This is a genomic window from Pseudoalteromonas sp. CnMc7-15, assembly GCF_022347925.1.
Taxonomy (GTDB): domain Bacteria; phylum Pseudomonadota; class Gammaproteobacteria; order Enterobacterales; family Alteromonadaceae; genus Pseudoalteromonas; species Pseudoalteromonas ruthenica.
The window spans coordinates 230330-252407 of record NZ_JAKRFT010000005.1 but is presented as its reverse complement, the minus strand read 5'-3'; the positions used below and the strand labels follow the sequence as shown (position 1 = coordinate 252407).

The window sequence follows — 22078 nt, the reverse complement described above, 5'->3', positions numbered from 1 at the left end:
TAACACCTAAAACGAAGGAAAATAACAATGGCAAAAGGCCAATCGTTACAAGACCCATTTTTGAATGCGCTACGTCGTGAGCGTATTCCTGTTTCAATTTTTTTAGTCAACGGCATAAAACTGCAAGGCAAGATTCAGTCTTTCGACCAATTTGTCATTTTGTTAGAGAACACTGTAAATCAGATGGTGTATAAGCACGCAATTTCCACTGTTGTGCCAGCCCGAGCAGTGAATTTTCATGGTGCGCAAGGACTCGACGCACCGGAGTCAGAAGAAGGGAATTATTAAATCAGTAGGAGCATAATGCTTGTTTGACCGTTATGAAGCCGGCGAACAGGCAGTCTTAGTTCACATCGAATTTCCCCATGAAGGCGATAGAGAAGATCTTCATGAGTTGGAAATGTTGGTATCTTCTGCAGGTGTTAGCAGTCTGGCGGTTGTGCAAGGCAGTCGCCAGGCACCACACCCGAAGCTTTTCGTCGGCACGGGGAAGGCAGAAGAGATAGCTGAGATTGTCAAATCCCACAACGCAGATGTCATTATATTCAACCACGAATTAAGCCCATCACAAGAGCGCAACTTGGAAAAGTTGTGTCAATGTCGTGTGCTCGACAGAACTGCCCTTATCCTTGATATTTTTGCTCAGCGCGCCCGCACCCACGAGGGTAAATTACAAGTTGAATTGGCGCAGCTACGGCATATCTCCACCCGTTTAATACGTGGTTGGACGCACTTAGAAAGACAAAAGGGCGGTATTGGCTTACGCGGCCCTGGTGAGACGCAACTCGAGACCGATAGACGGCTGTTACGAGGGCGCATTAAAAGTATTTTAAAGCGTTTAGATAAGGTCGCTAAACAGCGCGAGCAGGGTCGTCGTGCACGTAACCGCAACGAAATCCCGAGTGTCTCTCTAGTTGGCTACACTAACGCTGGGAAATCAACGCTATTCAACCGCATTACCGAGTCTGAGGTATATGCTGCGGATCAATTGTTCGCGACCTTAGACCCAACACTTAGAAAGCTTGAAGTGCCAGACATCGGTAGTGTTATTTTGGCCGATACCGTAGGTTTTATCCGCCACTTACCGCATGACTTAGTCGCGGCATTTAAAGCGACGCTGACCGAGACCCGTGAAGCCGATTTACAGCTCCATGTAATCGATGCGGCAGACTCGCGTCGTAAAGAGAATATAGAGCAGGTGCAAGAAGTACTAGAAGAGATTGAGGCGAACGAAATACCGCAGCTACTCATCTACAATAAGATTGACCAGCTTGAAGACGTTGAGGCGCGCATTGACCGCGATGATGAAGGCAAACCGATGCGAGTTTGGCTATCGGCGCAGCAAGGTCAAGGAATGGAGCTACTGAAGCAGGCTATTAGTGAGTTGCTCGCGAAGCAAATGCTTAATGCCGACTTGCGTGTGCCCCCCTCACAAGGGCGGCTGCGCGGCGCGTTATACAATCTCAATAGCATTAGCTCAGAGGACTTCGATGAGCAAGGAAACTGGCTGCTTAGCGTTAACGTACCAATGAGTGAATGGAATAAATTGAAAAAGGAAATTGGTGAACAAATTGATGGCTACCTTACGTAGTGCATGAAAATGCGCTAAAGTAGCGACAACCATGATTTTCTTGCGTCAACTTGGGGGCATAAATCTGTCGACTAAGTATGACAACAACGGTAATGCTGCGATAGCATTACCCCTAGCAACAAACATTGATAACTATGGAGTATGGCTATGGCCTGGAACGAGCCGGGTAACAATGGCAACGACAAAGATCCTTGGAACAATAAAGGTGGTCGTGACCAAGGACCGCCAGATTTAGACGAAGTACTGAAAAAGTACAGCGATAAGTTTGGTGGCTTGTTTGGTGGTAAAAAAGGGGGCGGTAACAATAAAAACGGCGGTTTAGGCGGCGTTGGATTGCTTATCGTGCTTGTAATTGCTGCGATCATCTGGGGCCTAAGTGGCTTCTACACCGTTAAAGAAGCCGAGCGAGGTGTGGTGCTACAATTTGGTAAGTTTGACCGTATTGCGCAGCCCGGTTTACGCTGGAAAGCGACCTTTATCGAGCGTGTTATCCCTGTTGATATTGAAGCAGTGCGTTCGTTGTCTGCTTCCGGCTTTATGCTCACCGAAGATGAAAACGTCGTGAGCGTTGAGTTTGAAGTGCAGTACCGTGTGGTTGACCCTTATCTTTACAAGTACAGTGTAACTGACGCTGATCACAGCCTGCAGCAAGCATTGGACAGTGCTCTACGTTATGTTGTGGGCCACTCGCAAATGGACCAGGTACTCACTACAGGTCGTGAAATCGTGCGTCAAAACACCTGGGATGAGCTTAACGACATTATCGAACCATATAACCTTGGCCTGATAGTGACCGACGTGAACTTTAAAGACTCACGCCCACCTGCTGAAGTAAAAGATGCGTTCGATGATGCTATCGCTGCGCAAGAGGATGAAGAGCGTTTTATCCGCGAAGCTGAGGCGTATGCCCGTGAAATTGAGCCACGTGCCCGTGGTCAAGTAACGCGTATGACCCAAGAAGCTGAAGGTTACCGTGAACGCGTTACCCTGGAAGCACAAGGTGAGGTGGCTCGTTTTGAAAAGCTATTGCCTGAATATGCAGCAGCGAAAGATGTGACCCGCCAACGCTTGTATCTAGAGACTATGGAGCAAGTACTGGGCAGCAGCACGAAGGTGCTTGTTGATGTCGAAGGTGGCAACAACATGATGTATCTACCGCTGGACAAACTGCTAGATAAGCATCAGTCAGGGCAAAAAATCACCTTGCCTAGCGCTAATAGCATTCAAGACTTACGCAACAAGTTAGGTGCCAATGCATCGCGTAACAGCCAAGTAAATTCTGGCAATGATCGTTTCTCTAAAGACCGCTTTAACGGAGGAAGATAGCAGTGAGAAATTTTAGTATAATCCTCATTATTGCTGCAGTAGTACTTTCGTTTTCTTCGGTGTTTGTAGTACCAGAGGGGCAGCGCGCTATTGTGTTGTTATTCTCTAAAGTACAAAAAGACGATACCGACAACGCTGTGGTGTATGAGCCAGGCTTGCACTTTAAGGTGCCTTTCGTGGCGCAAGTGCGTAAGCTCGATGCGCGTATTCAAACCCTAGACGGAACACCGGATCGCTTCGTAACCAGTGAGAAAAAAGATCTTATCGTTGATTCTTACGTGAAGTGGCGGGTACAAAACTTCAGTGATTTTTACCTACGTACCCGTGGCGATAAAAATTACGCTGAAACGTTACTAAAGCAAAAAGTAAACAATGGCCTTCGTACCAACTTCGGTGCGCGTACGATCAAAGAAATTGTTTCTGGTGAGCGTAGTGAGTTAATGGAAGAAGCCTTGGTTCAAGCCTCTGAAAGTGCGCGCGAGCTCGGCATTGAAGTCCTCGACGTACGGGTTAAACAAATTAACCTGCCAGACGAGGTGAGTAATTCTATTTACCAACGTATGCGTGCTGAGCGTACCGCTGTAGCGAAAGAGCACCGCTCTGAAGGTCAAGAGAAAGCGGAAGAAATCCGTGCCTCAGTGGACCGTCGGGTGACGGTTATGCTCGCCGATGCTGAGCGTAATGCGCGTTCTGTACGTGGCCAGGGTGATGCACAGGCGGCAAAAATCTACGCCAACGCTTATAACAAAGACCCTGAGTTTTTTGGTTTCTTGCGTAGCTTAGATGCATACAAGAAAACCTTTAAAAACAAGCAAGACGTGATGGTGATTGAGCCTGATGGTGAATTCTTCAAGTACATGAAGAACGCAGAACCACAGTAATCTCGTCATAGTCAGTAATAGCCCCGAGTGCCATCGCCTCGGGGCTTTTTTGTCACTGAGAGAGTCTAATGAGCTGGCAATTGTTAGTAAGCGCCTTTGCGCTTATGCTTATTTTTGAAGGGCTAGGCCCAGCACTGTTTCCAAAAAAGTGGCGTGCATACATGGCGCAGCTAGCGAGCAGTGATGAACGCACCTTGAAAGTGGTGGGTATCATCTTAATCCTTACTGGCGCGCTTGTGTTCCACCTTATTAACCTCGTCTAGCTTGCTGAGCTAGCAATGAATTTTCTATTAGCGGAAAAAATAACCAAAACGGGGTGATCTGCCCCCGGCTTTTCTGATAAAATCTGCGCCTAATTTTTTCTAAGTGAATTTGCAATGGGTAAAAACGTCGTTGTACTAGGCACCCAGTGGGGTGACGAGGGGAAAGGAAAGGTCGTAGACCTCCTTACAGATAAAGCATCTTTAGTGGTCCGTTATCAAGGTGGGCACAATGCTGGTCACACTTTGGTGATTGATGGCGAGAAAACAGTTCTACACCTGATCCCGTCGGGTGTGCTACGTGACAACGTAAAATGTGTTATCGGTAATGGCGTAGTTCTGGCCCCCGACGCATTGATGAAAGAAATTACCATGCTTGAAGAGCGTGGCGTACCGGTGCGCGAGCGTCTGCTTATCTCTGAAGCGTGTCCGCTTATTCTGCCGTATCACGTTGAGCTTGATATGGCACGTGAAAAGGCGCGTGGCGCTAAAGCCATTGGTACCACAGGCCGTGGTATTGGTCCTGCGTATGAAGACAAGGTTGCACGCCGTGGTCTTCGTGTTGGTGACTTGTTCAACCCTGAGCAGTTTGCCAATAAGTTGCGCGAAATTCTTGAGTACCACAACTTCACTTTAGAAAACTACTACAAAGTTGAGCCAGTCGACTTCCAAAAGACGTTTGATGATGCCATGGCTGTGGCGGATATTCTTAAATCGATGGTTGTTGATGTGACTGAGCTATTGGATCAGACTCGTGAAAAAGGCGACAACATCCTGTTCGAAGGTGCACAAGGCACATTGCTGGATATCGACCACGGTACATACCCATATGTTACTTCATCTAACACCACCGCCGGTGGGGTGGCGACAGGAGCTGGTTTTGGCCCGCTGAATCTAGATTATGTGTTGGGTATTGTTAAAGCTTACACTACGCGTGTGGGTTCAGGTCCATTCCCAACAGAGCTTTATGATGGGGTTGATAAGCAAGACCCAGTGGGTAAACACCTTGGCGAAAAAGGCCACGAGTTTGGTGCTACGACCGGCCGTTTGCGCCGTACAGGTTGGTTTGATGCTGTGGCTATGCGCCGTGCGGTACAAATCAATAGCATCTCAGGCTTTTGTATGACCAAACTGGACGTACTTGATGGCCTAGAAACTATTAAGATTTGTACTGGTTATCAGCTTGAAGACGGCACTGTTACTAACGTCACACCGCTTGCTGCTGAAGGCTACGAAAAAGTAACGCCAGTGTATGAAGAAATGCCAGGCTGGAGCGATAACACCTTCGGTGTTACTCGTGTTGAAGACTTGCCTAAAGCGGCAATCGACTATATCAAGCGTGTTGAAGAAATCACCGGTGTTCCGGTTGATATTATTTCAACCGGTCCAGATCGTGTTGAAACTATGATTGTGCGCAACCCATTTGCTGAATAAGCGTAGGGTGTGAAAAAAAGCTGCTGCGGCAGCTTTTTTTGTGCCTGCATATACCAATTTTGGCACTGGTTTTGCTATAAATTGATGAGAGAGTTGATTCGTCAAAGGAGCGTCATGCGCCATTTGTTAACCATGTTATTACTGACCAGTGTGCTCAGCACCACAGCTCATGCGGCAGAGCCGTTAGAGGCCGTACAGCTGTATACACAGGATGAGTTGGTTAAATTGATACGTAAAAACGCCCATTTAAAGCGGGTGCAGGATGATGATTGCCAACTTGTGCAAGATATTGCCGCGCGCGCGAGTAAAATGAAGTTGCCCAGTTATCAGTTCCTCTACGGTGATATGCTCGCTTACAATGTGTGCGTTGAACGAGATGTGGACTTAGGTGTTTACTACATGCGCCAAGCCGCTGAGCAAGGCTTAGCAGAGGCGTTAGAGCAGCTGGGACGCTACTATGATATTGGCCGCTTAGTTCAGGCCGATAAAGCCATGGCTATCGTGTATTTGCGTGAAGCCGCTGCACAAGGCAACCTGCCAGCGCAAATGCGTTTGGTAAAGCTGTTTAATCAGGGCTACGGCAGTCCACGCGACTATGAAGATGCTTATCGCTGGCTGTTTCATACCCAAGTTGCAGATCGCAACCTACACAAGAACATTGGTGCGCAGTTAAGTAAATTGGCGCAAAAAATGCCCGATAGCGTGGTTGCACGGGCACGATTACCGGTTGATCAATAAAGTTTAACAGTATTTACCTGTTGCCTTTTCCCGATATGGGTTAAAATAACACCATAAGTCACCGTATAAGTTATTGAATGACCAAACAGGATCCATACCTCGATAGAGAACAGCAAAAATACGAAAACCCCGTCCCCAGCCGCGAGTTCATCCTCGACCACATTAAAAAACGCGCTAAGCCTGCTAATTTCAGCCAACTTTGTTCCGAGCTGGATGTATATGACAGTGAGCGTCAAATTGCCTTTAAGCGCCGCCTGCGCGCCATGGAGCGTGAAGGGCAGCTGCATTTCAATAAGCACAAATGCTACGTTATTCCCGATGATAGTGGCTTAGTCAAAGGTAAGGTCATTGGCCACCGTGACGGCTTTGGTTTTTTGCAAGTCGAAGGTGAGCCTAAAGACTGGTTTATTGCTCGCCACCAAATGAATACCGTGTTACATGGCGATGTGGTGTTAGCTAAAGCGGGCTCACGTGGCCAAGGTGGCAAGGTTGAAGCACGCATTGTGAAAGTACTTGAAGGCGAGCGTGCGCCAATCATTGGTCGTTACTTTGTTGAGCATGGTATGGCTGTGGTTGTGCCAGAAGACCCACGCATTACGCAAGATATCATTATTGTCCCTGGGGCAGAAAAAGGTGCGCGCCACAACCAAATGGTGCAAATTGAGATCACCCAAAGCCCAAGCCGCCACATGAATGCGGTAGGCAAGGTCACAGAGGTGCTCGGTGAGCATTTAGCACCGGGTATGGAAATTGAGGTAGCGCTGCGAAATCATGAAATCCCTCATCAGTGGCCACAAGAAGTTGAGGAGCAGGTGGCTCCTTTAGGCGAGCAGGTGGCAGAGCAAGACAAACAAGGGCGCGTTGACCTGCGTCATTTGCCCTTGGTCACCATTGATGGCGAAGATGCCCGAGATTTTGATGACGCTGTATTTTGTGAGCGCAAAAAGTCCGGTGGTTGGCGCCTATGGGTGGCGATTGCTGATGTCTCCCATTATGTGCAAAAAGGCTCCCCTTTAGATCAAGAAGCGATTAATCGCGGTAACTCAGTGTACTTCCCTGAGCAAGTGATTCCCATGCTCCCTAAGGTGCTATCCAATGGCTTATGCTCACTGAATCCGAAGGTCGACCGCCTGTGTATGGTTGCGGAAATGACGGTCTCTGCAGCCGGTAAGCTCTCAGGCTATCGTTTTTATCAAGCACTGATGAACTCGCACGCGCGCCTTACCTACACCAAGGTGCACGCAATTTTAGAAGGCGATGAAAAATTGCGTGAAGAGTACGCGCCCCTAGTGGGTCATCTGCAAGACTTGCAGCAGATGTATATGGCGCTAAAAGCAGCGCGTCAAGAGCGTGGTGCCATCGAATTTGAAACCCTGGAAACACGGTTTGTGTTTAACGCGCAGCGCAAAATTGAGTCTATAGTACCCGTCGTGCGTAACGACGCCCATAAGCTTATCGAAGAATGCATGATTTTAGCGAACGTGTCAGCGGCGCGGTTACTAGAAAAGCACGAGGCCAGTGCCTTGTATCGTGTGCATGATGAACCGGACAGTGAGAAGCTTGGACACTTTCGCCAGTTCCTTGGTGAACTCGGCATAGAGAACCCCTTTGGGGATTCTCCCGAGCCAGCGGAGATTACCGCTGCCATCGACAAATTAGCCGATCGCCCAGAGTTGGGACTGATTCAAACTATGTTGCTGCGAGCGATGAAGCAAGCCGTTTATCAGCCTGACAACATTGGTCACTTTGGCTTGGCACTGCCCGCTTATGCGCACTTTACCTCGCCAATCCGCCGTTATCCCGACTTGGTCGTGCATCGCGCTATCAAGGCCATACTCAAAGCGCAAGGGCAGCAAACCAGTGGTGAGTATGAATACAACGATGATGAAGCGGATCAACTCGGTGAGCAGTGCTCAATGACCGAGCGCCGCGCCGATGATGCGACTCGTGAAGTCGCTGATTGGCTGAAGTGCGAGTATATGCAGGATCATGTTGGCATGCACTTTGGCGGGGTTATCTCGTCGGTCACTAATTTTGGTTTGTTTGTGCGCTTAGATGACCTGCAAATAGACGGTCTGGTTCATATTGCTAACCTGGGTGATGAATTTTTCCATTTCGATGGCGCTAAACATTGCCTTGTCGGTGAGCACAGTCGTACTGTGTATCGCATGGGTGATAAAATATCGGTGCAAGTGGCCTCGGTGTCTTTAGAAGAGCGCCGTATCAATCTTGCCCTGGCGCAACAAGAGCCCGATCGTTATGCTCGGCGCAAGGCGAAAAAGCCTTCGGTGCGCGATAAGCTTAAAGCGGGCGATATTCCAGGAAAAGGCAAGAAGCCAACACCCAGTGGTAAGAAAAGTGGCGGTAAAAAGAAAGCCTCTAAAGACAAAAAAGCAACAGCTGGCAAAAATGTAAAGGCCAGTAAAAGCAAGAAAAAGTCACGAGCAGGTAAAAATGCTCGTAAGAAAACGAAAAAGTAGAGAGTCCCAGTGAGTAACGAATTAATCTTTGGTTTTCATAGTGTCGAAGCCATCCTCAGCCGCGAGCCCGAGCGCTTCATTGAACTGTATGCTTTAAAAGGGCGCGATGATAAGCGTCTAAATGCGTTGATCAATCAGGCTCGGCAATTCGGTATTTCGGTGCAGTTTATGCAGCGTAAAGCGCTGGATGACAAAGCCCGAGGCGAACAGCATCAAGGCATTATTGCTCGAGTTCGCCAAGGTAAACAATATAACGAGCGTGACTTAGACGCCATTATTAGCCGAGAGCAAACGCCCTTCTTGTTGGTCTTAGATGGCATCACCGATCCTCACAATTTGGGGGCCTGCCTGCGTAGTGCGGACGCTGCCGGTGTGCACGCGGTTATCGTGCCTAAGGATAAGTCGGCGAAGTTAAATGCGACGGTACGAAAGGTCGCTTGTGGTGCTGCTGAAGTGGTGCCGTTAGTGCAAGTGACTAACCTCGCACGGACCTTGCGCGAAATTAAAGACGCGGGGGTGTGGGTTGTCGGCACGGCAGGAGAGACCGATACCACGTTGTTTGATGCCAACCTCACCGGCCCTATCGCCATGGTCATGGGTGCTGAGGGCGATGGTATGCGCCGTTTAACGCGTGAGCACTGTGATGTGCTGGTGAAGATCCCTATGGTGGGCACGGTATCTAGCCTAAATGTCTCGGTCGCGACCGGCATTAGCTTGTTTGAAGTGCTCAGACAGCGAAGCGCATAACGCCAGTTAGGCATGCACCCCCCCCCCTTGATATTGTAAGGTGTGTGCCTGGCTCCGTATTCTATGTCATTACCTCACATCAATCAGGCGTAATTTACTGGTATTCGCCTTCTTTTAAGTTGCTTAATTTGCCAACAATGCGTAGAATACGCGCTCATTTCGGCCATTTAACATTAATTCCTTGCCTTAAACCGACCGGCCGAAACGGTGGAAGGCTATATTAACCGTAAGGAATACCCATGCGTCATTACGAAATCGTATTCATGGTTCATCCAGATCAAAGTGAACAAGTTCCTGGTATGATCGAGCGTTATACTGGTTCTATCACTGAAGCTGGCGGTAAGATTCACCGTCTAGAAGACTGGGGCCGTCGCCAACTGGCTTACCCAATCGAAAAGCTTCACAAAGCACACTATGTTCTAATGAACGTTGAAGCACCTACTGAAGTAATCAACGAGCTTGAAACTTCTTTCCGCTACAACGATGCAGTGCTTCGTAACCTAGTTATGCGCACTAAAGATGCAGTAACTGAAGCTTCTCCTCTTGCAAAAGAAGAGAAAAAAGAAGCTGCTGAAGCTTAATCGTTCTGCGTGGTTGTAATGGCTGAAACGCCTAGTGAGCAAGCGCTCAATCTAGTCGAATTAGGTGGCACTGTTTGTAAGGCCCCTAAGTTCAGTCAAAGCCCGGCCGGTGTCCCCCACTGTATTTTCGTGCTAGAGCACCGTTCAATACAGGTTGAAGCGCAACTAAACCGTCAAAGTTATGTGCGTATTCAGGTGGTAGCAAGTGGTTCGGAGCATCAATCAGCAACACAATATTTGCAAGTTGAGCAGTCAGTGCGAGTGCGGGGGTTTTTAAACCGCCACCAAGGCCGAAACGGCCTCAGTCAACTGGTACTGCATGCTCAGCAAATTGAAAGAATTAATTGAGGAAAATACTCATGGCACGTTACTTCAGACGTCGTAAGTTCTGCCGCTTCAAAGCGGAAGGCGTAAAACAAATCGATTATAAAGATCTAGCTACTCTTAAAAACTATGTTACCGAAAGTGGCAAAATCGTACCTAGCCGTATCACAGGTACTAGCGCTAAGTATCAGCGTCAGCTAGCAACTGCTATCAAGCGTGCTCGCTACCTAGCCCTTCTTCCATACACTGACTTACACAAGTAAGCAGCGGATTAACAGTTTTTAAAAGGTGTAGAGACATGCAAGTTATTCTACTAGACAAGATCGCAAACCTAGGTGGCCTAGGTGACCAGGTTTCTGTTAAATCTGGTTTCGCACGTAACTTCCTGTTCCCGAAAGGTAAGGCAGTTCCTGCAACTAAAGCTAACATCGAAACTTTCGAAGCACGTCGTGCTGAGCTTGAAGCGAAAATCGCTGAAGAGCTAGCTGCTGCTACAGCTCGCGCTGAGAAACTTGAAGCACTTGCAGAAGTGACGCTAGTTTCTAAAGCTGGTGACGAAGGTAAACTATTTGGTTCAATCGGTACTCGTGACATCGCTGATGCGATCTCTGCAACGGGCATCGAAGTAGCTAAATCAGAAGTTCGCCTACCTAACGGTACTATCCGTGAAACAGGTGAATTCGACGTAGCAATCCAGGTTCACGCAGAAGTGATGGCTTCTATCAAAGTGATCGTTATTGCTGAAGCTTAATCGTCGATTAGCTTTATAAAGACCGCGCTTAGGCGCGGTTTTTTTATGCCTGTCTGATGTTGGCATTGCTCGTTTCTTGCAGAGCTTGTCATCCTCAAGCGGCGACAGTGAAGCTGTTCTTTCTTATACCCGCCTGCAGTCCTATTCGTTGTTTCAAGCGCATTCCACAAAAAGTCTTGATAGACAGCGTGAATCAAAAAGGTTTACTTTTGTAGGTCAGGTTTCAACCTGACAAAGCGCTTTATATTAGGAGGTGATGCTCTGCGTCGAGCAAATGCTTACAGGTAGATCTTGTCGTATGTTTTCGTTACCCAGGCTAATACTATCCTCATACCTATACCTTAGATAAGGGAAAAAACCTACAACTTAGATGTTATTTTTATTCGTTTATAAGTCATTAACGAAATTGCTGTTACTTTTGCATTAAATTAAAGAACAACTTATGCACAAATGTGGAGTAATAAAATTGACTTTGACAGCGTTGTCATTATATCTTAACCCAGTCTTAATAAAATTCTAGGCAAAACAATGCGCTTACAAGGAATGCTTCAACGCGGTTTTACCCTGATAGAAATGATGATAGTGGTCGCTATTATCGGTATTTTGTATGCAGTGGCGATGCCAGCCTACAGCGAGTATATGGAAAAAGGACGCCGTGCGGATATGCAGCAAAATATGCTGCAAGTTGTTGCCGTGCTTGAACGTACATATTCTCGTATGGGCGGATACCCTAGTAACTTTACCCTCCCCACATCTGATTATTACACCTTGCGGTATGCCCCGCAGCCAACTATCTCTAGTAGCGGCGGCGCACATTATGATGCTAAAAAGTTCACCTTGCGGGCTATTCCCAAAGCGGCACAGAGTGGCGACGAGTGTGGCACCCTGAGTATCAACGAAGTCGGTCAGCAACGCGCCAGCGGTGGTGATGACGACGATTGTTGGGGGAATTAACCCAATGCATCAAGGACGATATTCAGCCCTAGGCTTTACTTTAGTTGAGTTAATGGTGGTGGTAGCAATCATCGCTATCGCCGCTATTATCGCCACGCCGTCGTATATACAGTTCATAAAGCAAGACCGCATTGTCAATCACGCGAACCAACTTCATAGTGTGTTTAAGTTCGCTCGCAGCGAAGCTGTTAAGCGTGAGCGAGCTATTAATTTGCGCGCTTCAGCCGAACAGTGGCAAGTGGTAGCCAATCCAGGTGAAGCAAATGAAGCCGTGCTAAGAGCTTTTACCAAGCAACATAGCTCGCTAACGATTGCGCTGCCTAACCGCATTGTTGCCATCACTGGTGAGCTTAACAACGCCACTAATATATTGATCACTGACAATGATGCCAGTACCACGGACTATCGCTTATGCGTACTACGCAGCGGCCAAAGCTGGCTAGCTGAGGAAGGTGAAGCATGCGTGTAAAAGCAATCCAGTCTGGCTTTTCGTTATTAGAAATTATGGTGTCGGTGGCGATTGCAGCCATTGCCTTGTTGGGGCTGGGCAGCGCACAACTCAAGTCATTGCAGTATGCGACGAGCAGCTTCAACTACACCATGGCCATTGTACAGGCCAACAATGCTGCAGAGCGCATCTGGCCAAATTTATGCGCGCTCAAGCATGGCGGTGGTTTTAACGGCAACTTCAAAAACACCACCTTAGCACCGCAAATCGATGACTACAGCATTACCTTTCCCGCTAATTTTAACGACGATTTAGCCATTGAAGTGCAGTGGCCAGATAGTCGCCTTGATGATGGCCTGCAATCTAAGTTGCGCATTTTTGCTCAATATCCAACGCTCTCGGCTGCGGAGTGTGGCTTATGAAACGCGCTCATTTAGGTTTTACTTTAGTTGAGCTAATGGTTGCTTTAGCCGTAGGTAGCTTTTTAATCGCTGGCATTGGGCTTTCTTACGCCACTATCAAAGGCACTGTAAGTGCGACTAAAGAGCTAGAAAATGCACAAGAGGTGGTTCGTTTCACTTCTCAGGTGCTCACTCGCAGCCTTAAACAAACCCCATTTGCGCCTGTGGTCAGTGCTGATGGCAGTACGCTCCGGGTTCAGCAACAGGCGGGCGTTTTATCGTGTTTGGGCACCACGCCTAGCGCTGATTATATTGAGCAATACCGCTTGGTTGATGGGCGTATACAGTGTGATATGGGCGCTGGCGGCGAAGACATCTTGACCGGTGTGACGGCGCTCAGTTTTAGCTATGATGCGACCACCAAGCTCACCACCATTAATGTTACTCCTCAGGGATTGCCGCAGCAGTTTGGAGGCCAAGTACAAATCGATATTGCAGCGTCGCGATTAATTTTAAGTGAACTATACGGAGCAAGTTCATGAAGCAACAGCAGGGCTTCACTCTAGTCAGTGTGATGTTATTAACCGTGGTCGCTGGCGTGGTGGTATTTACTTCACTAAAAGACAGCATCGTGCAAGAGCGCCTCAGTGGCAACTTTCAGAAGAAAGTTAATGCGCGGATGATGTCTGAACGAGCCGTTTTTGCTCAGGCTGAGAAAGTGCAGCAGCAACTGCATGCAAACCCTGATGCTGATATTGACGAGCTCGTAGCGCAAACTGAGCAAGCGCACAGTGGCTCCATTCATAAGGGAGACCTAAAGTATCGTGCACAACTAAATAAAAATGGGGCGGGTGAGCTGGAAATCGCTGCGTTAGGAGAGCGTTATGCTGGTGAAGCAGAGGCTAATTTAGTGGCCAGATACGCCGTCACCAGTAACGGTGGCTATGCGCCTTTTAACACCGCCATAGTTGGCTGTGATGGAGTCTTAAATTCAGCGGGTGGGAACATAGATAGCTATGATTCGCAGCAGCTTGATGGCCAGTACGATCGCGACAACGCCTCAACCCAGGCGCATGTAAAAACGATTTCACCTAATGCGGATATCGTTGTCAGTGGTGGTTCTTCCACGTGGGGTGATGTACGTGCAACAGGAAACATCAACATTACCGGAGCAGGATTTATATCCGGGACTGTTCATGCCAATGGCGATATTGATGTCAGTGGCGGTAGCTCAGGAGATTATACGATACCGCCTGGTTTTCCTGTGAAAACGCGAATTGGCGGTGATATTTTGGCAAAAGGCAGTGTTACTTATCAGGGGCGCCATATATTAGGGGTGGTAAGAGCCGAGCAAGATGTTCATTTTACTCCCTCATTTGCTGTTAGAAATATCAACAATAATGGGTTAGCCGTTCTGTATGGTGGTAACAATACCACGGAAGAAAATAATAAAGACTCTATCGCCGGCACTAATTATAAAGGTGCGCCTTATCACCAAACTGTTACCGTTCCCGCTGTTCCTGCCAGTAATAGCGAGGATCCTAACCATGACCCTAAAGACCCAGACACCAACTGTGATCCTTACTCGTTGCCCTCAGAGTTAGCAAAGCTGCAGCAAAAGTTGCCTCGTCAGGGACTCAATGTGGCAGGATGGGGTAATCATGCACAGTTCGACGACGAACAAGGCCGTGATAGTTTTGGTTCTATCTACATGCCAACCTCAACTTCTATATTGGGGCGGCAATACGGATCGGTATACTTTCTAGATGATCTGATTATTAATGGAGCTGAATTGACGATTGCAAAGGGAGATGTCGTTTTTTACATTAATGGCGATTTCAAGCTTACAACCAATGGTAATAGCGCACTAAATATCAATGAAGGTGCAAGTTTGACGTTATTTGTTCAAGGTAAAAGTCAAATTCAGCAACCCGTTAACGTGCTCAAGAAAACACTTAATAGCAACAAGCTACCGCCTTTCAGTCTGTATTCTGGGTATCAAGATAACTCCACAGCAACCCAATGCGGGGGCGACTTTGGTGTTGAGCTATCTGGCACGGGACAAATGTACGGAACTATTTATGCACCCTATAGCAATGTAAAGTTTGGTGCCAGTGGTGAGCTGTACGGGGCCATTCGGGGGAAAAGGGTCAGTGTATGTGGTGATGGTGATATTCATTACGACACCGCGCTGAAAAAGTCACAAGGTGGAAATTTAGGCGGTCAGCGCCGGGTGATATTCCTTGGCTGGCAGTATAAAACCCCGGAGGAGCTATCACCTTAGCGAGTTTAACTATCCCTACTACCAATCTCAGCCCCTATAAAGGGGCTTTTTAGTGTATTGCATCTATGCGCAAGGTAAAGCCAGTATTTGTATCTAAGGCCAACAACTGCAAGGTAGCTCGGCTAAGTCGCAATGCTTACCTTTGCCGGCACAGCTGGCTGCGTCACATGCTGCGGATGGGTCGCAGCAGTCATGGCGGTTTTCTTTCTTTTTGCGTTTGTTGCTATCTTCTTGAGCGTTGAGTTGCAGTGTGGCGTGAGCTAATTTACAGGCATGCAATCGTGCTTTGATATTGGCATAACCATGAAAAAAGCCGTGTTGCTTTACTATGGCAAGGACGGCGTTAGAGCAAGATACACCTTTATGTAAGCACGCATGGGCGCAACGAAATCCCTTGTAAGGGGAGACAAAGCGTTGATATAAACGTATCACTATGATTGCTATGTTATTCAAATGTAGGCCTTTATAAGTTTTCCCGTTGAGCGTTTGCCATAAATTAATCCTGAGAGGGCTTTTTAAAGCGCATCGACAAGGCCATAGCCGTGCCGGTGACAATACCCATGCCGATAGCGCCAGGTAGTCCCATCGCCACTAAAATCGGTATGAATAGCAGGCGATGCACGAACACCAAAGGCACCACGGCAATAGCCAAAGCAACATAGTTCATGCGAACCTCGAAGTGCGCGCCGCAATGCGGGCATGTTTTGGTTTTCCCCCAAGAGTTTGCTGCTTTAGAGAAAAAGCTAATGGACTTAAGGCAAGACGGGCATTTAAAAAACTGCTCATTATCTGAGTGCTCAGTGTTAGCTTGTTTAGCGGCAGTATGTTGTGCGCGTTTGATTTGTAGCTCTTGCTTAATCGCTTGCACTCTTTGCGGGTAGGCCTCGCTGTCCACGTGCCTTAATGCGTCTTCAAGCTCGTCGATTGAATAGCTTGCATAGTTGGGCTGTATTTCGTCTATCATCCTTGAATCTCCGTTATTGCTGCGTATTCCTTGCACCACAAGATTATCCTATACACCCTAAAAATCCAATGTCCTTACACTTTCAGTGCACGCATAAAAAATAAATAAAAAAATTTAAAACCCATTTAAACCCTTTGTACTTTAGTGCGCGTCTAATACATTAACAAAGCGAATAACAACAACAGGATATATCGCATGCAGGGTCATGCCACAGAGGCAAGGGCAACCGCACCACCGCCGCCAAGCGAGGCAGAACTGATACAACAGGTGAAAAAGGGCAATCAGCAGGCCTTTGCACAGCTGTATCAGCAGCATATTAAGCGAGTCTATGCCTTGTGTTTGCGTTTGGCGGCTGACACCACTCAGGCGGAGGATGTGAGCCAAGAGGTGTTTGTGCAGTTGTGGCAAAAAATACACAGCTTTGATGGCAAAGCGCAATTTAGTACTTGGTTGCATCGCGTAACCAGCAATATTGCCATTAGCCATTTACGCAAACAAAAAAACTGGCTGCAACGCGTCGTGAGCAGTGAAGAGCAGGGCATGGAGCATGAACAAGTGGCTCAATGCCATGAGCTTAACGGCCTTGATAAACTCATAGTGCGGCTACCTGAACGGGCACGGCAAGTTTTTGTTCTGCACGCAGTAGAGGGCTATCGCCATGAAGAGATAGCCAAGATTATGAATATGGCGGTGGGGTCTTCAAAGTCACAATACCATCGCGCCCGAGGGCTGTTAAAGGAGTGGTACGAGCATGAGTAAACCTGATTTTGAGCAGTTTCTAAACCAGCAACTGCAACAACAGCAAAAAGAGATCAGCCCGGAGCGCGATCTTTGGCCCGGTATTGAGCAGGGGATTAATGCGCACACGCATACAGCCGATAAAAGCTGGTTTAAACCAGCCTTGGGTAGTGCCGCCGCTGCCATTTTAGTCGCCGTAATCGGGCTCAATTTACCAAGCCAACAAGACTCGCAACCGAGTAACCAATTCGCAGTGATAAGCGATGTATTCGAGCAGCAAAAGCAGAGTCTACTGGTGCAGTATCAAGCACAACCGGCGCTGACCGATAATTGGCAACAGCAATTACAAGAGCTCGAGCAAGCGGAGCAAGCAATCAAAACCGCGCTTGAAGAACAACCTAACAACCGCGCTTTGCTTAATATGCTCGCGCAGGTTTATCAACAACAACTGAATTTAATTAACAACGTACACCAGCCCAAGCAGGGCGCAGTATTACAGCGTATTTAGGAGCATAACAATGAAAGCAATTATTTATACATTAGCGCTAGCCCCGGTTTTGGCCTTCGCTGGCGAAAAAATTGATGAGCAACTCGACGTGCCAAAGGATGGCCGTATTTATATCGATAACCAACGTGGCGAAGTCATTATCAAAGGTTGGGATAAAAACACTTTTAAAGTGACCGGCGAGCTGGATGACAAAGCCGAGGGCTATACCCTTGAGAACCGTGGTCAGCGTACTGATTTTATTGTTGATATGCCCAAACGCTACAATCAAAGTTGGGGGCATTATAATGACAATGACGAGGGGTCTAAGTTAACCATATACATGCCCCATGCCAGTGCCTTAGTGATGGAAGGGGTGAGCGTTGATGTGATGGTCAGTGAACTGCACAATGATACCCGTGTGGAAACGGTGAATGGCGATATTGACGCCAAGCAGTTACAGGGCAAGCTCAATTTAGAGACCGTAAATGGCGATATTGACGGCGTAAACCTAGCTGGAGAGATCCGTTATCAAACCGTCAATGGTGATATCAACGACCTTGATTCACAAGGGCAATTACAAATGACCTTAGTCAATGGCGACGTGGAATCGAGCACCCGCGCTGAAGATATCCGCTTTGAAAACGTCAACGGTGATCTACAGCTCAATGCCCAAGCCCTAGGTAGCTTAAAAATTAATACCGTCAATGGCGAGCTTGAGGTCCGTGTGGCGAAGCTTCATGCCGACGGGCAAATCCGCGCCGAGAGCGTCAGTGGTGATTTAGATCTCTACCTACCCAGCGATCTGTCAGCACGGTTTGATTTAGAAGCCCATGCTGGCGGCGATATTCGCAACGAACTGAGCGATGATAAAGCCGTGGAAGCCAAGTATGGTACGGGTGAAAGTCTGCACTTCACACTAGGCCAAGGCGAAGCCGAAGTGCAAGTAACCACCATTAGTGGCAACACCCACCTACGTAAAAACTAACCCAACCTCGGCGAGCCCTTAGGGCTCGCTATTTTTCTTGTTTACCAGTCAGCAAAAAAGCGAAGCAGTTGTTGCACTGCGATGCCAAGCCGATAAAATAAAGCCATTCACCCCGCCTTTTGAGTATGTATGGCAAAAATAGACAAACAGGTTGATAGCCTAAAAGTTCCTCCCCACTCCATTGAAGCCGAGCAATCCGTGCTTGGTGGGTTAATGCTCGATAACGAGGCCTTTGACCGTGTTGCTGAGTTGGTCGTGGCTCAGGACTTTTATACGCGTACCCACAGACTGATTTTTGAGGCTATGGAGCGCTTGGTTGAAGACAGCCAGCCTATCGATCTGATCACTATTTCTGAGTCGTTAGAGAAAAACAATCAACTCGACAGTGTGGGTGGTTTTGCTTACCTCGGTGAAATAGCTAAAAACACTCCCAGTGCCGCTAACATTAGCGCTTATGCTGCTATTGTGCGTGAGCGGGCGGTGATCCGCGAAATGATTGGTGTTGCCAATGAAATTGCCGAAGCCGGGTTTAACCCCGAAGGGCGCGGCAGCCATGATTTGCTCGACTTTGCAGAAAGCAAAGTATTCAAAATTGCTGAACAGCGCACTAAAAGCACTGAAGGGCCGCAAAATATCCACACTATCCTAGAAAAGACCGTGGATAAAATTGAAGAGCTTTACCAGTCGCCACAAGATGGGGTTACGGGAGTCAGTACCGGTTACTCTGACCTTGATCAGATGACTGCGGGTTTGCAGCCCTCGGACTTAGTCATTGTTGCAGCGCGCCCATCCATGGGTAAAACCACGTTTGCCATGAACTTGGCCGAACATGCGGCGATGACCCAAGATAAGCCGGTGCTTATTTACTCGTTGGAGATGCCCTCAGAGCAAATCATGATGCGTATGCTCGCCTCGCTCGGGCGCATAAACCAAACCAAGGTGAGAACGGGCCAGCTGGACGACGAGGATTGGGCACGCTTGTCCTCAACCATGGGCTTGTTGATTGAAAAAGGCAAAATGTACATTGATGATGCCTCGGGCCTAACTCCTACCGATGTGCGCTCACGCGCGCGGCGAATTGCTCGCGACCACGGTGGCATTAGCATGATCATGGTCGACTACCTGCAATTAATGCGGGTACCAAGCTTATCGGACAACCGAACCTTAGAAATTGCCGAAATATCGCGCTCATTAAAAGCACTGGCGAAGGAACTCGAGTGTCCTGTTGTGGCGCTTTCGCAGTTGAACCGGACACTTGAACAACGTGCTGATAAGCGCCCAGTTAACTCGGATTTGCGTGAATCGGGGTCAATTGAGCAGGACGCCGACTTAATCATGTTTATCTACCGCGATGAGGTGTACAACGAAGACAGTCCAGATAAAGGTACTGCAGAGATTATCCTTGGTAAGCAGCGGAATGGTCCTATTGGTAAGGTCAGGTTAACCTTCCAAGGGCAATACTCACGCTTTGATAATTACGCTGGCCCGGCGATGGACGACGAGTATTAACCACTATGGCGTTGGCAACCGCAACCATTGATTTTTGTGCCCTGCGCGCTAATTTAGCGCGCGTTAAAAGCCTTGCCCCTGATAGCCAAGTAATGGCCGTGCTTAAAGCTAATGCCTATGGCCATGGCTTAGTGCCTATTGCGCAACAGCTCGCCGATGCCGATGCCTTTGCCGTTGCTCGCATTGAAGAGGCTCTGGCCTTGCGCACCGGTGGCATTACTAAGCCCATCGTGCTGCTGGAAGGTTTTTTTAAAGCCAGCGATATCGAAATTATGCTGGCCAATAACTTCCAAACAGTGGTGCATGACGAATATCAGCTTGAAGCCCTAGAGCAAGCCCAGTTAGCAGGGGCCATTAAAGTATGGTTAAAAGTAGACACCGGCATGCATCGTTTGGGCATAAACCCAGACAGCATCAATACCTTCTATCGCCGCTTAAAAGATTGCCCATATGTACAAGATGAAGTAAATCTAATGACTCACTTTGCTTGTGCAGATGACAATCAGGATGCCTACAATGAGACCCAGCTGCAGTTATTTCAAACCTTAGTAGCCGATAAACCTGAGCCGCTGTGTTTGGCGAATTCTGCCGCCATCATTAATTATCCGCAAAGTCACGGTGATTGGGTGCGCCCGGGGTTGATGATGTACGGTGTTTCGCCCGTGAAAAATACTTTTTCTGCGCAACTTCAGCTGACCCCCGTGATGACCCTAAGTAGCGAAGTGATTGCCGTGCGTCCGGTACGCCAGGGCGAGCCGGTGGGGTATGGCGGACATTGGCGAGCCGACAAAGATACCTACCTGGCGGTGGTGGCCATTGGCTATGGAGACGGCTATCCGCGTCATGCTCAAAACGGCACGCCTGTGCTTATAAACGCGCAGCGTTACCCGTTGGTTGGGCGTGTGTCTATGGATATGATCACTGTTGATATTGGCCCAGACCCCAGCGCTGTTTCAGTGGGTGATGAAGCCATTATGTGGGGACGCGAGTTAGCCATTGAGGAAATTGCCGCCTGCGCCGACACCATCGCTTATGAACTTCTATGCAATATTACCCCTCGCGTTAGTTATCAATATATCGCATCAAGCTGATACTATTCCCACAATTGTTAAGCAGCTGTTTATTTTTGTTCGAAAAAAGCAGAGAATAAGCCACTCATCCCTTATAATAAATATTAGGTACAAAAGGCGCTTGGAGCGATTATGGCTTACCTTATCGAAGCGGATACGGACAATGTGATCTATTTGCACGCCCACCATAGCTTTGGGCGTTTTCAGTACAGTGTAGACACGCTGATCAGCGATCCTAGCGTGTCGAAAATTCATACCATCATTGAATGGCAGGGGAATGAATGGCAGGTTCGTGACCTCAGCCGTAACGGCACTTGGCTTAATAGCAAACGCTTAGATAAAGATCACAGCCAAACGCTTAAGCTTCATGATGTGATTGCTCTGCCAGGAAATGATGGCAAGCAATTCAAAGTTGCGAATTTAGATAAGCCGCAAGACTTATTGATCGTCCTTGATGAATACGCCAAGCCTACTTCGGAGTTTATTTGCTTAGCAAATTACAACCTTATCCCTGAAGAGTCCCCAGAAATAGCCGTATTTAACCAACGTGAGAGTGGTTTTTGGTGCTTTGAGCACCTGGATGGGCCGATGCTTGATCACACTATTTTAATAGAGAACGATCAGCTCAATGATAGCCAGCGAAGCTATCAATTGCATTTAAGCCATTTGGAAGAAGCCACAGCGCTGCGCGATGTAAGCAATACCCAGTTAGCCGACTTAAACTTTATTTTTCACCTTACCCTAGATGAAGAGTCTGCAGAGCTTACGGTCAGAGGCCCTGGCGAGGAAATTGATTTGCATGAGCGTTGCCATCATTATCTAACGTTAAATTTGGCCCGTTACAAGGCTCAAGATGCCGCCAACGGCGTACATGAGCTCAGTCAAGGTTGGGTCGAAACTGAAGTAATAGCCCGCGATTTGGGTATCGATTCTCGCTATCTAAATATTCAAATTCACCGCGCCCGTAAGCAGTTTAGTGATGCCCTTGCGCATATAGAGGATGCCGATAGTATCATCGAGCGTAAACTACGTAAGGTGCGTTTTAGCGCCAGTAATTTCGAAATCTATAAAGGCCACCAACTCGAAGAGTCGGTTAAACGCGCATCCTCCAACTAGGTAAACTCT

At 47.9% G+C, this 22078-nt stretch carries 26 protein-coding genes; 24 read left to right on the top strand and 2 right to left on the bottom strand.

The genetic code is table 11. From position 1 onward, the window contains the following. The first annotated feature begins 27 nt into the window (after positions 1–27). The 18 genes from hfq to MHM95_RS13660 all read left to right on the top strand — a co-directional run bounded on the left by hfq (position 28) and on the right by MHM95_RS13660 (position 15200). Positions 28–288, top strand: coding sequence for an RNA chaperone Hfq (gene hfq, locus MHM95_RS13745; protein WP_022945614.1), 261 nt, complete (start codon positions 28–30; stop codon positions 286–288). 19 nt (positions 289–307) lie between these two features. Next, the gene (hflX, locus tag MHM95_RS13740; protein WP_022945615.1) at positions 308–1591 is read left to right on the top strand and encodes a ribosome rescue GTPase HflX; all 1284 of its coding nucleotides are present in this window, start codon (positions 308–310) and stop codon (positions 1589–1591) included. A gap of 147 nt (positions 1592–1738) precedes the next feature. Beyond that, a complete protein-coding gene (gene hflK, locus MHM95_RS13735; protein ID WP_022945616.1) occupies positions 1739–2917 on the top strand; it encodes an FtsH protease activity modulator HflK in 1179 nt (392 codons plus the stop codon). Positions 2918–2919: 2 nt separating this feature from the next. Continuing rightward, complete coding sequence (gene hflC / locus MHM95_RS13730) at positions 2920–3798, top strand: protease modulator HflC (protein ID WP_022945617.1); 879 nt, start codon at positions 2920–2922, stop codon at positions 3796–3798. A 68-nt stretch (positions 3799–3866) separates the two neighbouring features. Beyond that, on the top strand, positions 3867–4061 hold the full coding sequence (locus tag MHM95_RS13725) for a DUF2065 domain-containing protein (RefSeq protein WP_045979187.1): 195 nt from the start codon (positions 3867–3869) through the stop codon (positions 4059–4061). A 114-nt stretch (positions 4062–4175) separates the two neighbouring features. After that, a complete protein-coding gene (locus MHM95_RS13720) occupies positions 4176–5492 on the top strand; it encodes an adenylosuccinate synthase (RefSeq protein WP_022945619.1) in 1317 nt (438 codons plus the stop codon). Positions 5493–5624: 132 nt separating this feature from the next. After that, positions 5625–6230, top strand: coding sequence for a tetratricopeptide repeat protein (locus MHM95_RS13715; RefSeq protein WP_239385651.1), 606 nt, complete (start codon positions 5625–5627; stop codon positions 6228–6230). 77 nt (positions 6231–6307) lie between these two features. Continuing rightward, positions 6308–8710 carry a ribonuclease R gene (rnr, locus tag MHM95_RS13710; RefSeq protein WP_138587788.1) on the top strand — a complete coding sequence of 801 codons (2403 nt, stop codon included), beginning with the start codon at positions 6308–6310 and terminating at the stop codon, positions 8708–8710. Positions 8711–8719: 9 nt separating this feature from the next. Continuing rightward, entirely contained in the window at positions 8720–9457 is a 738-nt protein-coding gene (rlmB, locus tag MHM95_RS13705; protein ID WP_022945622.1) for a 23S rRNA (guanosine(2251)-2'-O)-methyltransferase RlmB, read from the top strand. Between the two features lie 239 nt (positions 9458–9696). Then, positions 9697–10038, top strand: coding sequence for a 30S ribosomal protein S6 (gene rpsF / locus MHM95_RS13700; protein ID WP_022945623.1), 342 nt, complete (start codon positions 9697–9699; stop codon positions 10036–10038). Positions 10039–10056: 18 nt separating this feature from the next. Beyond that, positions 10057–10386 (top strand): primosomal replication protein N, encoded by a 330-nt coding sequence (gene priB, locus MHM95_RS13695; protein ID WP_022945624.1) that lies wholly within the window; start codon positions 10057–10059, stop codon positions 10384–10386. An 11-nt stretch (positions 10387–10397) separates the two neighbouring features. Continuing rightward, complete coding sequence (rpsR, locus tag MHM95_RS13690) at positions 10398–10625, top strand: 30S ribosomal protein S18 (RefSeq protein ID WP_022945625.1); 228 nt, start codon at positions 10398–10400, stop codon at positions 10623–10625. Positions 10626–10660: 35 nt separating this feature from the next. After that, positions 10661–11113: a 50S ribosomal protein L9 gene (gene rplI / locus MHM95_RS13685; RefSeq protein ID WP_022945626.1), complete on the top strand. Its 453-nt coding sequence runs from the start codon at positions 10661–10663 to the stop codon at positions 11111–11113. 528 nt (positions 11114–11641) lie between these two features. Next, positions 11642–12067: a type IV pilin protein gene (locus MHM95_RS13680; protein ID WP_151173488.1), complete on the top strand. Its 426-nt coding sequence runs from the start codon at positions 11642–11644 to the stop codon at positions 12065–12067. Further along, on the top strand, positions 12042–12536 hold the full coding sequence (locus tag MHM95_RS13675) for a GspH/FimT family pseudopilin (protein WP_239385572.1): 495 nt from the start codon (positions 12042–12044) through the stop codon (positions 12534–12536). The genes MHM95_RS13680 and MHM95_RS13675 overlap by 26 nt, the downstream gene beginning before the upstream one ends. Then, positions 12527–12937, top strand: a complete 411-nt coding sequence (locus MHM95_RS13670) for a prepilin-type N-terminal cleavage/methylation domain-containing protein (protein WP_022945629.1) — start codon at positions 12527–12529, stop codon at positions 12935–12937. The genes MHM95_RS13675 and MHM95_RS13670 overlap by 10 nt, the downstream gene beginning before the upstream one ends. After that, positions 12934–13458: a type II secretion system protein gene (locus MHM95_RS13665; RefSeq protein WP_151173487.1), complete on the top strand. Its 525-nt coding sequence runs from the start codon at positions 12934–12936 to the stop codon at positions 13456–13458. Before MHM95_RS13670 ends, MHM95_RS13665 begins: the two co-directional genes overlap by 4 nt. After that, positions 13455–15200: a hypothetical protein gene (locus MHM95_RS13660; protein WP_239385571.1), complete on the top strand. Its 1746-nt coding sequence runs from the start codon at positions 13455–13457 to the stop codon at positions 15198–15200. Before MHM95_RS13665 ends, MHM95_RS13660 begins: the two co-directional genes overlap by 4 nt. Before the next feature lie 93 nt (positions 15201–15293). Here the strand turns inward: MHM95_RS13660 and yidD are convergent, their stop codons facing one another. Then, on the bottom strand, positions 15294–15653 hold the full coding sequence (yidD, locus tag MHM95_RS13655; RefSeq protein ID WP_275442015.1) for a membrane protein insertion efficiency factor YidD: 360 nt from the start codon (positions 15651–15653) through the stop codon (positions 15294–15296). A gap of 43 nt (positions 15654–15696) precedes the next feature. Beyond that, positions 15697–16164 carry a hypothetical protein gene (locus MHM95_RS13650; RefSeq protein WP_022945633.1) on the bottom strand — a complete coding sequence of 156 codons (468 nt, stop codon included), beginning with the start codon at positions 16162–16164 and terminating at the stop codon, positions 15697–15699. Between the two features lie 195 nt (positions 16165–16359). Here MHM95_RS13650 and MHM95_RS13645 point away from each other — a divergent pair, with 195 nt between their 5' ends. From MHM95_RS13645 to MHM95_RS13620, 6 genes are all read left to right on the top strand, one after another. Beyond that, the gene (locus MHM95_RS13645) at positions 16360–16923 is read left to right on the top strand and encodes a sigma-70 family RNA polymerase sigma factor (RefSeq protein ID WP_239385567.1); all 564 of its coding nucleotides are present in this window, start codon (positions 16360–16362) and stop codon (positions 16921–16923) included. Beyond that, positions 16916–17410: a hypothetical protein gene (locus tag MHM95_RS13640; RefSeq protein WP_239385565.1), complete on the top strand. Its 495-nt coding sequence runs from the start codon at positions 16916–16918 to the stop codon at positions 17408–17410. Before MHM95_RS13645 ends, MHM95_RS13640 begins: the two co-directional genes overlap by 8 nt. A 10-nt stretch (positions 17411–17420) precedes the next feature. Continuing rightward, complete coding sequence (locus MHM95_RS13635) at positions 17421–18374, top strand: DUF4097 family beta strand repeat-containing protein (protein WP_239385564.1); 954 nt, start codon at positions 17421–17423, stop codon at positions 18372–18374. A 129-nt stretch (positions 18375–18503) separates the two neighbouring features. Next, entirely contained in the window at positions 18504–19883 is a 1380-nt protein-coding gene (gene dnaB / locus MHM95_RS13630; protein WP_022945637.1) for a replicative DNA helicase, read from the top strand. A gap of 5 nt (positions 19884–19888) precedes the next feature. Beyond that, complete coding sequence (gene alr / locus MHM95_RS13625) at positions 19889–20974, top strand: alanine racemase (protein ID WP_239385562.1); 1086 nt, start codon at positions 19889–19891, stop codon at positions 20972–20974. A 111-nt stretch (positions 20975–21085) separates the two neighbouring features. Beyond that, complete coding sequence (locus MHM95_RS13620) at positions 21086–22069, top strand: FHA domain-containing protein (protein ID WP_138547024.1); 984 nt, start codon at positions 21086–21088, stop codon at positions 22067–22069. Positions 22070–22078: the final 9 nt, after the last annotated feature.

Excerpts from the sequence above, each read along its gene's own strand:
- priB (WP_022945624.1), top strand. The coding sequence starts at position 10,057 with ATGGCTGAAACGCCTAGTGAGCAAGCGCTCAATCTAGTCGAATTAGGT.
- MHM95_RS13665 (WP_151173487.1), top strand. The coding sequence starts at position 12,934 with ATGAAACGCGCTCATTTAGGTTTTACTTTAGTTGAGCTAATGGTTGCT.
- hfq (WP_022945614.1), top strand. The coding sequence starts at position 28 with ATGGCAAAAGGCCAATCGTTACAAGACCCATTTTTGAATGCGCTACGT.
- rpsF (WP_022945623.1), top strand. The coding sequence starts at position 9,697 with ATGCGTCATTACGAAATCGTATTCATGGTTCATCCAGATCAAAGTGAA.
- MHM95_RS13650 (WP_022945633.1), bottom strand. The coding sequence starts at position 16,164 with ATGATAGACGAAATACAGCCCAACTATGCAAGCTATTCAATCGACGAG.
- MHM95_RS13715 (WP_239385651.1), top strand. The coding sequence starts at position 5,625 with ATGTTATTACTGACCAGTGTGCTCAGCACCACAGCTCATGCGGCAGAG.
- MHM95_RS13725 (WP_045979187.1), top strand. The coding sequence starts at position 3,867 with ATGAGCTGGCAATTGTTAGTAAGCGCCTTTGCGCTTATGCTTATTTTT.
- MHM95_RS13640 (WP_239385565.1), top strand. The coding sequence starts at position 16,916 with ATGAGTAAACCTGATTTTGAGCAGTTTCTAAACCAGCAACTGCAACAA.
- dnaB (WP_022945637.1), top strand. The coding sequence starts at position 18,504 with ATGGCAAAAATAGACAAACAGGTTGATAGCCTAAAAGTTCCTCCCCAC.
- MHM95_RS13635 (WP_239385564.1), top strand. The coding sequence starts at position 17,421 with ATGAAAGCAATTATTTATACATTAGCGCTAGCCCCGGTTTTGGCCTTC.
- MHM95_RS13680 (WP_151173488.1), top strand. The coding sequence starts at position 11,642 with ATGCGCTTACAAGGAATGCTTCAACGCGGTTTTACCCTGATAGAAATG.
- alr (WP_239385562.1), top strand. The coding sequence starts at position 19,889 with ATGGCGTTGGCAACCGCAACCATTGATTTTTGTGCCCTGCGCGCTAAT.
- rpsR (WP_022945625.1), top strand. The coding sequence starts at position 10,398 with ATGGCACGTTACTTCAGACGTCGTAAGTTCTGCCGCTTCAAAGCGGAA.
- MHM95_RS13720 (WP_022945619.1), top strand. The coding sequence starts at position 4,176 with ATGGGTAAAAACGTCGTTGTACTAGGCACCCAGTGGGGTGACGAGGGG.
- MHM95_RS13620 (WP_138547024.1), top strand. The coding sequence starts at position 21,086 with ATGGCTTACCTTATCGAAGCGGATACGGACAATGTGATCTATTTGCAC.
- rnr (WP_138587788.1), top strand. The coding sequence starts at position 6,308 with ATGACCAAACAGGATCCATACCTCGATAGAGAACAGCAAAAATACGAA.
- rplI (WP_022945626.1), top strand. The coding sequence starts at position 10,661 with ATGCAAGTTATTCTACTAGACAAGATCGCAAACCTAGGTGGCCTAGGT.
- MHM95_RS13670 (WP_022945629.1), top strand. The coding sequence starts at position 12,527 with ATGCGTGTAAAAGCAATCCAGTCTGGCTTTTCGTTATTAGAAATTATG.
- hflK (WP_022945616.1), top strand. The coding sequence starts at position 1,739 with ATGGCCTGGAACGAGCCGGGTAACAATGGCAACGACAAAGATCCTTGG.
- MHM95_RS13645 (WP_239385567.1), top strand. The coding sequence starts at position 16,360 with ATGCAGGGTCATGCCACAGAGGCAAGGGCAACCGCACCACCGCCGCCA.
- MHM95_RS13660 (WP_239385571.1), top strand. The coding sequence starts at position 13,455 with ATGAAGCAACAGCAGGGCTTCACTCTAGTCAGTGTGATGTTATTAACC.
- MHM95_RS13675 (WP_239385572.1), top strand. The coding sequence starts at position 12,042 with ATGACGACGATTGTTGGGGGAATTAACCCAATGCATCAAGGACGATAT.